7 protein-coding genes are annotated in these 12844 nt (G+C 54.0%); 5 read left to right on the forward strand and 2 right to left on the reverse strand.

The window, feature by feature from the left end:
- Window positions 1-18 precede the first annotated feature (18 nt).
- The 4 genes from aceE to traT all read left to right on the forward strand — a co-directional run bounded on the left by aceE (window position 19) and on the right by traT (window position 7116).
- Complete coding sequence (gene aceE, locus KQJ19_RS18570) at window positions 19-2682, forward strand: pyruvate dehydrogenase (acetyl-transferring), homodimeric type (RefSeq protein ID WP_016151717.1); 2664 nt, start codon at window positions 19-21, stop codon at window positions 2680-2682.
- A 14-nt stretch (window positions 2683-2696) separates the two neighbouring features.
- Window positions 2697-4589: a pyruvate dehydrogenase complex dihydrolipoyllysine-residue acetyltransferase gene (gene aceF / locus KQJ19_RS18575; protein ID WP_155574641.1), complete on the forward strand. Its 1893-nt coding sequence runs from the start codon at window positions 2697-2699 to the stop codon at window positions 4587-4589.
- Between the two features lie 175 nt (window positions 4590-4764).
- Entirely contained in the window at window positions 4765-6189 is a 1425-nt protein-coding gene (gene lpdA, locus KQJ19_RS18580; protein ID WP_003018686.1) for a dihydrolipoyl dehydrogenase, read from the forward strand.
- A gap of 195 nt (window positions 6190-6384) precedes the next feature.
- Window positions 6385-7116 (forward strand): conjugal transfer complement resistance protein TraT, encoded by a 732-nt coding sequence (traT, locus tag KQJ19_RS18585; RefSeq protein ID WP_043018444.1) that lies wholly within the window; start codon window positions 6385-6387, stop codon window positions 7114-7116.
- 61 nt (window positions 7117-7177) lie between these two features.
- On the opposite strand, the gene KQJ19_RS18590 is transcribed toward traT, so the two are convergent.
- Both KQJ19_RS18590 and KQJ19_RS18595 read right to left on the reverse strand, forming a co-directional pair.
- Complete coding sequence (locus KQJ19_RS18590; protein WP_047499851.1) at window positions 7178-7972, reverse strand: DUF2950 family protein; 795 nt, start codon at window positions 7970-7972, stop codon at window positions 7178-7180.
- A 10-nt stretch (window positions 7973-7982) separates the two neighbouring features.
- Window positions 7983-9584: a DUF3300 domain-containing protein gene (locus tag KQJ19_RS18595; protein ID WP_137380754.1), complete on the reverse strand. Its 1602-nt coding sequence runs from the start codon at window positions 9582-9584 to the stop codon at window positions 7983-7985.
- 447 nt (window positions 9585-10031) lie between these two features.
- On the opposite strand from KQJ19_RS18595, the gene acnB reads away from it, so the two are divergent.
- A complete protein-coding gene (acnB, locus tag KQJ19_RS18600) occupies window positions 10032-12629 on the forward strand; it encodes a bifunctional aconitate hydratase 2/2-methylisocitrate dehydratase (protein WP_016151723.1) in 2598 nt (865 codons plus the stop codon).
- The last annotated feature ends 215 nt before the right edge of the window (window positions 12630-12844 follow it).

Raw genomic sequence — 12844 nt, forward strand, 5'->3', positions numbered from 1 at the left:
TAGATAAGGAATACCCCCATGTCAGAACGTTTCCCAAATGACGTGGATCCGATCGAAACTCGCGACTGGCTACAGGCGATCGAATCGGTCATCCGTGAAGAAGGTGTTGAGCGTGCTCAGTATCTGATCGACCAACTGCTTTCAGAAGCTCGTAAAGGCGGCGTGAAAGTAGCGGCAGGTGCTGGGGCCAGCAATTATGTAAACACTATTGCCGTTGAAGATGAACCGGAATACCCGGGCAATCTGGAGCTGGAGCGTCGTATTCGTTCTGCTATCCGCTGGAACGCCATCATGACCGTACTGCGCGCGTCTAAAAAGGACCTCGAGCTGGGTGGCCACATGGCATCCTTCCAGTCCTCCGCAACGGTGTATGATGTTTGCTTCAACCACTTCTTCCGTGCACGCAACGAGCAGGATGGCGGCGATCTGGTTTACTTCCAGGGCCACATCTCTCCGGGCATCTACGCTCGCGCATTCCTGGAAGGTCGTCTGACTGAAGAGCAGATGAACAACTTCCGTCAGGAAGTACATGGCAAAGGCCTGTCTTCCTACCCGCACCCGAAACTGATGCCGGAATTCTGGCAGTTCCCGACCGTATCTATGGGTCTGGGCCCAATCGGTGCAATCTACCAGGCTAAATTCCTGAAATATCTGGAACACCGTGGCCTGAAAGATACCTCTAAACAAACCGTTTACGCCTTCCTGGGCGACGGCGAAATGGATGAGCCAGAATCTAAGGGTGCTATCACCATCGCGACCCGTGAGAAACTGGACAACCTGGTCTTTGTTATCAACTGTAACCTGCAGCGTCTTGACGGTCCGGTCACCGGTAACGGCAAGATTGTTAACGAACTGGAAGGCATCTTCGCGGGCGCTGGCTGGAACGTTATCAAAGTCATGTGGGGCGGTCGTTGGGATGAGCTGCTGCGTAAAGATACCAGCGGTAAACTGATCCAACTGATGAACGAAACCGTTGACGGCGACTACCAGACCTTTAAATCCAAAGATGGCGCATACGTACGTGAGCACTTCTTCGGTAAATACCCGGAAACCGCAGCTCTGGTTGCTGACTGGACTGACGAGCAGATTTGGGCTCTGAACCGTGGTGGTCACGATCCGAAGAAAGTCTACGCTGCACTGAAGAAAGCGCAGGAAACCAAAGGCAAAGCAACTGTAATCCTGGCCCATACCATCAAAGGTTACGGCATGGGTGACACCGCCGAAGGTAAAAACATCGCTCACCAGGTTAAGAAAATGAACATGGACGGCGTGCGTTATATCCGCGACCGTTTCAACGTTCCTGTGACCGATGAGCAGGTTGAAAACCTGTCTTACATCACCTTCCCGGAAGGTTCTGAAGAACACACTTATCTGCACGCTCAGCGTCAGAAACTGCACGGCTATCTGCCTGCTCGTCAGCCGAACTTCACCGAGAAGCTGGAACTGCCTGCTCTGGAAGACTTCGGTGCGCTGCTGGAAGAGCAGAACAAAGAAATCTCCACCACTATCGCTTTCGTTCGTGCCCTGAACGTGATGCTGAAGAACAAGTCGATCAAAGATCGTCTGGTTCCGATCATCGCTGACGAAGCGCGTACTTTCGGTATGGAAGGTCTGTTCCGTCAGATCGGTATCTACAGCCCGAACGGCCAGCAGTACACCCCGCAGGACCGTGAGCAGGTTGCTTACTATAAAGAAGACGAGAAAGGTCAGATCCTGCAGGAAGGCATCAACGAACTGGGTGCTGGCGCATCCTGGCTGGCTGCTGCGACCTCCTACAGCACCAACGATCTGCCGATGATTCCGTTCTACATCTACTACTCCATGTTCGGGTTCCAGCGTATCGGTGACCTGTGCTGGCAGGCAGGCGACCAACAGGCTCGCGGCTTCCTGGTAGGGGGAACTTCTGGTCGTACGACGCTGAACGGCGAAGGTCTGCAGCACGAAGATGGTCACAGCCATATTCAGTCTCTGACTATCCCGAACTGTATCTCTTACGATCCGTCTTACGCGTACGAAGTTGCGGTCATCATGCACGATGGTCTGGAGCGTATGTACGGTGAGAAACAAGAGAACGTTTATTACTACATCACCACGCTGAACGAAAACTACCACATGCCGGCAATGCCAGCAGGTGCCGAGGAAGGTATCCGTAAAGGTATCTACAAACTCGAAACCCTCGAAGGTAAGAAAGGTAAAGTTCAGCTGCTGGGCTCCGGTTCTATCCTGCGTCACGTGCGTGAAGCAGCACAGATCCTGGCGAACGACTACGGTGTAGGTTCTGACGTTTACAGCGTAACCTCCTTCACTGAACTGGCGCGTGATGGCCAGGATTGTGAACGCTGGAACATGCTGCACCCGATGGAAACTCCGCGCGTTCCGTACATCGCTCAGGTGATGAACGACGCTCCGGCAGTGGCATCTACTGACTATATGAAACTGTTTGCCGAACAGGTTCGTACTTATGTACCGGCTGATGATTATCGCGTACTGGGTACTGACGGCTTCGGTCGCTCTGACAGCCGTGAAAACCTGCGTCACCACTTCGAAGTTGATGCTTCTTATGTGGTTGTAGCGGCCCTGGGCGAACTGGCTAAACGTGGCGAAATCGATAAGAAAGTGGTTGCTGACGCAATCATCAAATTCAACATCGATGCAGATAAAGTTAACCCGCGTCTGGCGTAAGAGGTAAAAGAATAATGGCTATCGAAATCAATGTACCGGACATCGGGGCTGATGAAGTTGAAATCACCGAGATCCTGGTCAAAGTAGGCGACAAAGTTGAAGCTGAACAGTCGCTGATCACCGTAGAAGGCGACAAAGCCTCTATGGAAGTTCCGTCTCCTCAGGCAGGTATCGTTAAAGAGATCAAAGTCTCTGTTGGCGACAAAACTGAGACCGGCAAACTGATCATGATTTTCGATTCCGCCGATGGTGCAGCAGCCGCTGCACCTGCTCCGGCAGAAGAGAAGAAAGAAGCAGCTCCGGCAGCAGCACCTGCTGCGGCAGCGGCGAAAGAAGTACACGTACCGGACATCGGCGGTGACGAAGTCGAAGTTACCGAGGTTATGGTTAAAGTGGGCGACACCGTTGCGGCTGAACAGTCTCTGATCACCGTTGAAGGCGATAAAGCGTCGATGGAAGTTCCGGCGCCGTTCGCGGGCACCGTTAAAGAGATCAAAATCAACACGGGCGACAAAGTGTCTACCGGTTCTCTGATTATGGTCTTCGAAGTTGCAGGCGCAGCGCCTGCTGCAGCACCGGCTCAGGCGGCAGCTCCAGCAGCAGCGGCGGCTCCGGCAGCTTCTGGCTCGAAAGAGGTTAACGTTCCGGATATCGGCGGTGACGAAGTTGAAGTCACTGAAGTGATGGTTAAAGTGGGCGATAAAATTGCCGCTGAGCAGTCACTGATTACCGTTGAAGGCGATAAAGCGTCGATGGAAGTTCCGGCACCGTTCGCGGGCACCGTGAAAGAAATCAAAATCAGCACCGGCGACAAAGTCAAAACCGGTTCTCTGATTATGATCTTCGAAGTTGAAGGCGCAGCACCTGCTGCTGCTCCAACTGCCGCGGCTGCTCCAGCCTCTGCAGCTGCACCGGCTCAGGCTGCTAAACCAGCCGCAGCTCCGGCCGCGAAAGCGGAAGGTAAATCTGAGTTCGCTGAGAACGACGCTTACGTTCATGCAACACCGCTGATTCGTCGCCTGGCGCGCGAGTTCGGTGTAAACCTGGCGAAAGTGAAAGGTTCTGGCCGTAAAGGTCGTATCCTGCGTGAAGACGTTCAGGCTTACGTGAAAGACGCTATCAAGCGTGCTGAAGCTGCTCCGGCAGCAGCAGGCGGCGGTATTCCGGGCATGCTGCCTTGGCCGAAAGTGGACTTCAGCAAGTTTGGTGAAATCGAAGAAGTGGAACTGGGTCGTATCCAGAAAATCTCTGGTGCTAACCTGAGCCGTAACTGGGTGATGATCCCGCACGTTACTCACTTCGACAAGACCGATATCACCGATCTGGAAGCGTTCCGTAAACAGCAGAACGCCGAAGCTGAAAAACGTAAACTGGATGTGAAATTCACGCCAGTGGTCTTCATCATGAAAGCCGTTGCCGCCGCTCTGGAACAGATGCCACGCTTCAACAGCTCTCTGTCTGAAGACGGTCAGCGTCTGACCCTGAAAAAATACATCAACATCGGTGTTGCGGTAGATACGCCGAATGGTCTGGTTGTTCCGGTCTTCAAAGACGTGAACAAGAAGAGCATTACCGAGCTGTCTCGTGAACTGACCACCATCTCCAAGAAAGCGCGTGATGGCAAGCTGACCGCTGGCGAAATGCAGGGCGGTTGCTTCACCATCTCCAGCATCGGTGGCCTGGGTACGACCCACTTCGCGCCGATTGTGAACGCGCCGGAAGTGGCTATCCTCGGTGTCTCCAAGTCCTCTATGGAGCCAGTGTGGAACGGTAAAGAGTTTATGCCGCGTCTGATGATGCCGATTTCGCTCTCCTTCGACCACCGCGTAATCGACGGTGCTGATGGTGCGCGCTTTATCACCATCATCAACAACATGCTGTCTGACATTCGCCGCCTGGTGATGTAAGCGAAAAAGCCGGCCCGACGGCCGGCTTTTTTCTGGTAATCTCATGAAGTCAGTGAGGTTATTGTGCGAAAGACAAATCGGTTGCCGTTTGTTGTTTCAAAATTGTTAACAATTTTGTAAAATACGGGCGGATAGAACGACCCGGTGGACGACGGGTATAAATTAAGAGGTCATGATGAGCACTGAAATCAAAACTCAGGTCGTGGTACTTGGGGCAGGCCCTGCAGGTTACTCTGCTGCCTTCCGTTGCGCAGATTTAGGTCTGGAGACCGTCATCGTAGAACGTTACAGCACCCTCGGTGGTGTTTGTCTGAACGTCGGCTGTATCCCTTCTAAAGCGCTGCTGCACGTAGCAAAAGTTATCGAAGAAGCCAAAGCGCTGGCTGAACACGGTATCGTTTTTGGCGAGCCGAAAACCGATATCGACAAGATTCGTACCTGGAAAGAAAAAGTTATCACTCAACTGACCGGCGGTCTGGCGGGTATGGCCAAAGGCCGTAAAGTGAAAGTGGTTAACGGTCTGGGTAAATTTACCGGGGCAAACACCCTGGAAGTTGAAGGTGAAAACGGCAAAACCGTGATCAACTTTGACAACGCGATCATCGCGGCGGGTTCCCGTCCGATCGAACTGCCATTCATTCCGCATGAAGATCCGCGCGTGTGGGATTCCACCGATGCACTGGAACTGAAAACTGTTCCTAAGCGCCTGCTGGTAATGGGCGGCGGTATCATCGGTCTGGAAATGGGTACCGTGTACCATGCGCTGGGTTCAGAGATCGACGTGGTTGAAATGTTCGACCAGGTTATCCCGGCAGCCGATAAAGACGTGGTTAAAGTCTTTACCAAACGCATCAGCAAGAAATTCAACCTGATGCTGGAAACCAAAGTAACCGCCGTTGAAGCGAAAGAAGACGGTATCTACGTTTCCATGGAAGGCAAAAAAGCGCCTGCTGAAGCTCAGCGTTACGATGCAGTGCTGGTGGCTATCGGTCGTGTACCGAACGGCAAAAACCTCGACGCGGGCAAAGCTGGCGTGGAAGTTGATGACCGTGGCTTCATCCGCGTTGACAAACAGCTGCGTACCAACGTGCCGCACATCTTTGCTATCGGCGATATCGTCGGTCAGCCGATGCTGGCGCACAAAGGTGTTCACGAAGGTCACGTTGCCGCTGAAGTTATCGCCGGTAAGAAACACTACTTCGATCCGAAAGTTATCCCATCCATCGCATACACTGAACCAGAAGTTGCATGGGTTGGCCTGACTGAGAAAGAAGCGAAAGAGAAAGGCATCAGCTACGAAACCGCCACCTTCCCGTGGGCTGCTTCTGGTCGTGCTATCGCTTCCGACTGCGCAGACGGTATGACTAAACTGATTTTCGACAAAGAATCTCACCGTGTTATCGGTGGTGCGATTGTCGGTACCAACGGCGGTGAGCTGCTGGGTGAAATCGGTCTGGCGATCGAAATGGGTTGTGATGCTGAAGACATTGCGCTGACCATCCACGCGCACCCGACTCTGCACGAGTCTGTGGGCTTGGCGGCAGAAGTGTTCGAAGGTAGCATCACCGACCTGCCAAACCCGAAAGCGAAGAAAAAGTAATCTTCCCGCTTTTGTGAAAACGCCTCTTCGGAGGCGTTTTTTTTGCCTGAAAGCTACCAGTTCTGGTAGTCATCTTATTGATATTTCCACTAAAAAAAATTGCGCAACTGCCGATACTTTTTTCGCCATTGTGTGGCTACTGGCCGCGCGGTTAAGAGGCTCTGGATTCTCTATTACACGAAAAAAGGAAATAACATGTCTTTAAAAAAAATCGCGGTTGTTGGCATGGTTGTCGCGACAATGACGCTGACTGGTTGTGGCGCGATGACCACCGCCGTTAAAAAACGTAATCTCGAAGTGAAAACGCAGATGAGTGAAACCATCTGGCTGGAGCCTTCCAGCGAGAAGACCGTCTACATTCAGGTAAAAAACACTTCTGATAAAGACATGAGCAACCTGCAAACCCTGCTGGCAAACGACCTGTCTGCGAAGGGCTATAAAGTGACCAGTTCACCAGACAGCGCTTACTACTGGGTACAGGCGAACGTACTGAAAGCGGACAAAATGGATCTGCGTGAAGCTCAGGGCTTCCTAAAGACCGGCTATGAAGGGGCAGCGGTGGGTGCTGCGTTGGGAGCGGGCATCACCGCCTATAACAGCAACTCCTCCGGCGCGGCGCTGGGCGTTGGCCTGGCGGCGGGGCTGATCGGTATGGCCGCGGATGCCATGGTAGAAGACGTGAACTACACCATGGTCACTGACCTGCAAATCTCTGAGCGCAGCAAAGCGAAAGTGACAACGGATAACGTTGCCGCACTGCGCCAGGGCACGTCCGGTATCAAGCTGCAAACCAGCAGCGCGCAGGGCGATCGCGCAAAATACCAGACCCGCGTCGTGTCTAATGCCAACAAAGTGAACCTGAAGTTCGAAGAAGCGAAACCGGTTCTGGAAGCGCAGCTGGCGAAATCCGTCGCTAACATCCTGTAATCTCTCGTGAGTTGGCCGGAGGGGGGGCGCTTCCCCGGCCAAATCACTATTTGACTGGCTTTCAGGGCGCTACGGGCTGCCAGTTTTTATCCAGATGATATGCGGTTAACGCCTCGGCTTTCTGCTGTGCATCAGCGCCGAGATCGGCCTGATAGACTTTATCATCACCGTTAATCATAAAACTCATAACGCCAGTGTGATCGTAGCTGACGGGCCAGGCAACCATCGCAAAGCCGCTGGTTTTATCGGGAAGGATACGGAAACGATAGCCGTGATAGCCCGTGCCAGGCTCTTGCGGACTAAAGGCCGGGCCAAGCGGGCTTGGCGCTTCGCCGGGCGAAACAGGCCAGTACAGACCATCTTTTTTCCCTTCAGAACTGACAATCTTTTGCGCGTATTTTTGGTTCATCGCAAAGTAGCTTTGCTGAGCATCTACATAGGCGTGTAATGCTTCAATAGCGGCAAGTTCGTTGCGCCCAATCTCACGGGTCAGGATCTCTTCAGCCGCTTCCTTGATATCAAATTGCCAGCCGGAAGCGGTTTTAACAACCGGGATCGGCAGTTGCCAGTCGCTGTCCCCGACCACCAGGTGCGCGCTATTGCCGTCGATGACGGTATTATGGCGGACCTTCCAGTCGCGCAGGAAGCGATCAACCGCATCAGGATCGACGCCTTCCGGTGGCAGAAACTCGCGCCAGTTTTCCCCGAGCAGGTTGTTCATCGCGCTTTCATTCTGCTCGCTTATCGCGGTTGCCAGGGCATCGGTCGCCTGGTCTGGTGTGCTGAAGGATTGCTGTGCCATCGCGGTGGTCGAAACCATGAATAACACCATTCCACTGAGTAGTTTATTTTTCATGTCGCTTCCCTTAACGATGACGGAATTCACGGTGTTCAGCACGGTCGCCGGATAGCTGGCGAGATGGCTGATTGCGGGCGACCTGCCTGCTTTGAGCCCCTCGCTGCTGCTGCGCCTGCCAACTGGCGGAGCGACTGTCGTTGCCGCTCAGCGCATTGGCCCGCGGTTGGCTGGTCCGTTGTTGAAGATTGCGCTGCTGCACGTTGCGTTGCTGCGCTGGTTGCGTGACCCGTTTCTCTTGTCGCTGAGTGGCGGCCTGGCGATGTTCATGTTGCTGAGTGTTTGCCCGTTTTGCCGTTTGCGGTTTGGTATCGTAACCACGGTAGTTATTACGCTGGGAAATTTGCTTTAGCTGTTGGCTGGATGCCTGACGCTGGGCGTCTTTCGTTCCCGTACGCGCCGTCTGGGGGAAGGTTTTCCCCGTTGATTTTTCCATCTGGCTCAACGCTGCCTGACGCTGGCTATCACGGTTGACCGGTCTTTGCTGGGTTGAGCTTAGGCCCGTAGCCGTGTTAGTGGAGTGGAAGCGGTTATTGAGCTGGCTATTAGGGTACGGCACCCCTTCGCGATAGGCCGGGTTGTGCTGCCAGGTACGGTTGGCATCCGTCAGACGCTGTCCACTGATTTTATTGAAGTTATCAACGTTGATATTGATGTTGTTATCACCGTTGCGGTTATAGCCGCCATGGTTATCCCAGTCATCATTATGATGGTGATCCCAGTCATCGTCGTCATCCCAGTCGATATTGCTGAAAATGGCATAAGTTGTGGCGACGCCGAGGCTAAAGCCTAAACCGTTAACGAAGCTGTTGCCAAACTGCTCGCCGGGCGTTGGCGGTAGATAGGTTGGCGGATAGGCGGTGTTCGGCCAGGTACCGTAAACCGTATTTGGGTTATAGGTGGGAACGTAAACTACCTGCGGGTCGGCGGATTCAATTTTGATTACCGTTGGGCTTGCTGAGGCGGCGGTCGTGGCTGTTGTGGTCGTTGACTCGCTGGTGACGGTTTTAGCCGGTGCAGCTTTGACCACGGTAGTAACGGTCTGCTGCGGTGTAGATTGCAACGCTCCGGTCTGTTGCGCCAGCGCACGCAGGCGTTGAACGGAATCCATAACCTCTTTCGGCTGCGCAAGGAATGCATCGCCCAGGCTCTGTACCCACGGCGGATTTTCACCCATCAGCGACATCAACTGCGGAAACGCCACCAGCGATTTTACGCTGGGATCCCAGGGTTGGCTGGCAACGGCCTGAATGGCGGCATCACCCTGCATTTTGGGATTGTCTTTTGACCACTGCGCGGCCTGGATGACGTTCGCCGGGTAGGTTGAGGCCATCAAAATTTGCGACAGCAGTGAATCCGGATAGAGCGCGATAGGCGCAACCCACTGATCGATTTGTGCCGATGTGTACGTAGGGGCTGCGGTGGGCGCTGGTTGATCGGCCGGGGCAGGGGCCGCTACGGGAGCTGGAGCCGGTGCGGACGGTTGCTGTGCGACGGGGGCTGGAGCTGCTGGCTCCGTTGCGCGACTTTTAACGAACATCACGCCAGAGGCGGCAAACAGCCCGGCACTGCACAGAAGGACAAGCAGATGTGGCTTAAAGGGCAACTTCATAAAATGACTCCAACGAGACAAGCGCTGTGCCGTGAGGCGTTCTGTTGCCGCGAGTATTATTCACCCGTGTTAGATAGTTTTGACTTTTATTGGGGATTCACCCGGCAGGTCCGGAAAAAGAGTGTGAAGATTTATTACACAATTATATCTGATGGCTGAAAAATCGCTGGAATATTCAGCATGTCGCGCTTGAAAATCAACCGTTTCACATCGTTTTTAGGGAGCCTAAATTACGCCCTGCCCTGTCGCTACACCATTCTTAACGATTCAGCCAATTTTTTATGTTGCTTTTTTGTAAACGGATTAACACTTAATGAAAATCCTGTTATTGTGCCTTACGCGGTACCGGGCATTTACCCTACTAACTACTGTCTCACAGGAGCGTGAAGAGAATCGCCCATCTACAAAAGCGCCGCATTATGACAATGAGAGCGAGGAGATATCGTCGTGCTAGAAGAATACCGTAAGCACGTAGCTGAGCGTGCTGCCCAGGGGATTGTGCCAAAACCGTTAGACGCAACCCAAATGGCCGCACTAGTCGAGCTGCTGAAGACCCCGCCTGTGGGCGAAGAAGAATTCCTGTTAGACCTGTTGATCAACCGCGTTCCTCCTGGCGTAGATGAAGCCGCTTATGTTAAAGCGGGTTTTCTCGCTGCCGTCGCGAAAGGCGACACCACCTCCCCGCTGGTGACTCCAGAAAAAGCCATTGAACTGCTGGGCACTATGCAGGGTGGTTACAACATTCATCCGCTGATCGACGCGCTTGACGACGCAAAACTGGCGCCGATTGCCGCCAAAGCGCTCTCTTCAACGCTGCTGATGTTCGATAACTTCTACGATGTAGAAGAAAAAGCCAAAGCGGGCAACGAATATGCGAAGCAGGTAATGCAGTCCTGGGCCGATGCCGAATGGTTCCTGAACCGTCCAGCTCTGGCTGAAAAAATCACCGTTACCGTGTTTAAAGTGACGGGTGAAACCAACACCGATGACCTCTCTCCGGCACCGGACGCATGGTCTCGCCCGGATATCCCTCTGCACGCGCTGGCGATGCTGAAAAACGCCCGTGAAGGTATCGAACCGGACCAGCCGGGCGCGGTAGGCCCGATCAAACAGATTGAAGAACTGCAGAAAAAAGGCTACCCGCTGGCTTATGTGGGTGACGTTGTTGGTACCGGCTCTTCGCGTAAATCTGCAACCAACTCCGTACTGTGGTTCATGGGCGATGATATCCCTCATGTACCGAACAAGCGTGGCGGCGGTCTGTGTCTCGGCGGCAAAATTGCACCTATCTTCTTTAACACCATGGAAGATGCGGGCGCACTGCCAATCGAAGTGGACGTCTCGAACATGAACATGGGCGACGTGATTGACGTTTACCCGTTCAAAGGAGAAGTGCGTAACCACGAAACCGGCGAATTGCTGGCAAGCTTTGAGCTGAAAACTGATGTGCTGATCGACGAAGTGCGCGCTGGTGGCCGTATTCCGCTGATCATCGGTCGTGGCCTGACCACCAAAGCGCGCGAAGCGCTGGGACTGCCGCACAGCGACGTATTCCGTCAGGCGAAAGACGTGGCGGAAAGCAGCCGCGGCTTCTCTCTGGCGCAGAAAATGGTGGGCCGCGCCTGCGGTGTGAAAGGTATCCGTCCGGGCGCGTACTGCGAACCGAAGATGACCTCCGTGGGTTCTCAGGATACCACCGGCCCGATGACCCGTGATGAACTGAAAGACCTGGCGTGCCTGGGCTTCTCTGCTGACCTGGTGATGCAGTCCTTCTGTCACACTGCCGCGTATCCGAAGCCGGTTGACGTGACCACGCACCACACTCTGCCGGACTTCATCATGAACCGTGGCGGCGTGTCGCTGCGTCCGGGCGATGGCGTAATCCACTCTTGGCTGAACCGCATGCTGTTGCCGGATACCGTCGGCACCGGCGGTGACTCCCATACTCGTTTCCCGATTGGCATCTCCTTCCCGGCGGGTTCTGGCCTGGTGGCGTTTGCTGCTGCGACCGGCGTGATGCCGCTGGATATGCCGGAATCCGTTCTGGTGCGTTTCAAAGGCAAAATGCAGCCGGGGATTACCCTGCGCGATCTGGTACACGCCATTCCGCTGTACGCGATCAAACAGGGTCTGCTGACCGTTGAGAAGAAAGGTAAGAAAAACATCTTCTCTGGCCGCATCCTCGAAATCGAAGGTCTGCCGGATCTGAAAGTGGAGCAGGCGTTCGAACTGACCGATGCCTCCGCTGAACGTTCCGCTGCCGGTTGTACCATCAAACTGAACAAAGAGCCGATCGTTGAGTATCTGAACTCTAACATCGTTCTGCTGAAGTGGATGATCGCTGAAGGTTACGGCGATCGCCGTACGCTGGAGCGTCGTGTGCAGGGGATGGAAAAATGGCTGGCGGATCCGCAATTGCTGGAAGCCGACGCTGACGCAGAATACGCGGCGGTGATCGACATCGATCTGGCGGATATCAAAGAGCCAATCCTGTGTGCACCGAACGATCCGGACGACGCGCGTCTGCTGTCTGACGTGCAGGGCGAGAAGATCGATGAAGTCTTCATTGGCTCCTGCATGACTAACATCGGCCACTTCCGTGCGGCGGGTAAACTGCTGGATGCACACAAAGGCCAGTTGCCGACGCGTCTGTGGGTGGCTCCGCCAACCCGTATGGATGCGGCGCAGCTGACCGAAGAAGGCTACTACAGCGTGTTTGGTAAGAGCGGTGCGCGTATTGAGATCCCTGGCTGTTCGCTGTGCATGGGTAACCAGGCGCGTGTGGCTGACGGCGCAACGGTGGTTTCGACCTCTACCCGTAACTTCCCGAACCGTTTAGGTACCGGGGCGAACGTCTACCTGGCTTCTGCGGAGCTGGCGGCGGTTGCGGCGCTGATTGGCAAACTGCCGACGGCGGAAGAATATCAGACCTATGTGGCGCAGGTTGATAAGACGGCGGTGGATACTTACCGTTATCTGAACTTCGACCAGCTGTCTCAGTATACTGAGAAAGCCGATGGTGTGATTTTCCAGACCGCGGTGTAATACGCTAACGCGATTTGTGTAAAAACGCATCAATGCCCGGAGAAGTCTGCTTCTCCGGGCATTTTTATTTCTATTCCTTATACCCGCTACGCTTTTTTTCTGCCGCGCTGCTGCGATAATTACAGCAAGGTGCAATGCGGTATTGGCGCATTGCCGGGAGCAGAGGAAGACATTATGGATTACGAATTTCTGCGCGATATTACCGGAGTGGTAAA

Origin of the sequence: Citrobacter sp. S46_ASV_140, from assembly GCF_018919545.1 — a bacterium.
Taxonomy (GTDB): Bacteria; Pseudomonadota; Gammaproteobacteria; order Enterobacterales; family Enterobacteriaceae; genus Citrobacter; species Citrobacter braakii.